At 47.9% G+C, this 305-nt stretch carries 1 pseudogene; it reads right to left on the bottom strand.

The window, feature by feature from the left end:
- Positions 1-270: pseudogene (locus ACP45E_RS01575) on the bottom strand (succinyl-diaminopimelate desuccinylase); the annotation flags it as partial.
- Positions 271-305: the final 35 nt, after the last annotated feature.

Raw genomic sequence — 305 nt, 5'->3', positions numbered from 1 at the left:
AATCACAGTCGGTTCGAAAGGGGGAGTATGCCAATGTTCTAGGGTGCCAGCTGGAACCACATCGGTATGGCCAGCAAAAGCAAATAGAGGAGACTCTGTTCCTCGGCGAGCCCAAAAGTTGGTGGTGTCGTCATAAACCATGACTTCAATTTCAAAACCTAATGCTTTTAGGCGTTGGATCATAACCTCTTGGCATCCTGCATCTTCTGGTGTCACGGATTCGCGACTAATAAGGTCTTTTGCAAGAGCCAGAGTTGGGCTATCTGTCATCCTTGGTGTCCTATAAATGAGATCGGAAGAGCGGT

It is taken from the genome of Vibrio genomosp. F10 str. 9ZD137 (assembly GCF_049974785.1).
Taxonomy (GTDB): domain Bacteria; phylum Pseudomonadota; class Gammaproteobacteria; order Enterobacterales; family Vibrionaceae; genus Vibrio.
Note: the sequence above shows the minus strand (reverse complement) of the source record. Positions and strands in the feature narration are given on the sequence as shown.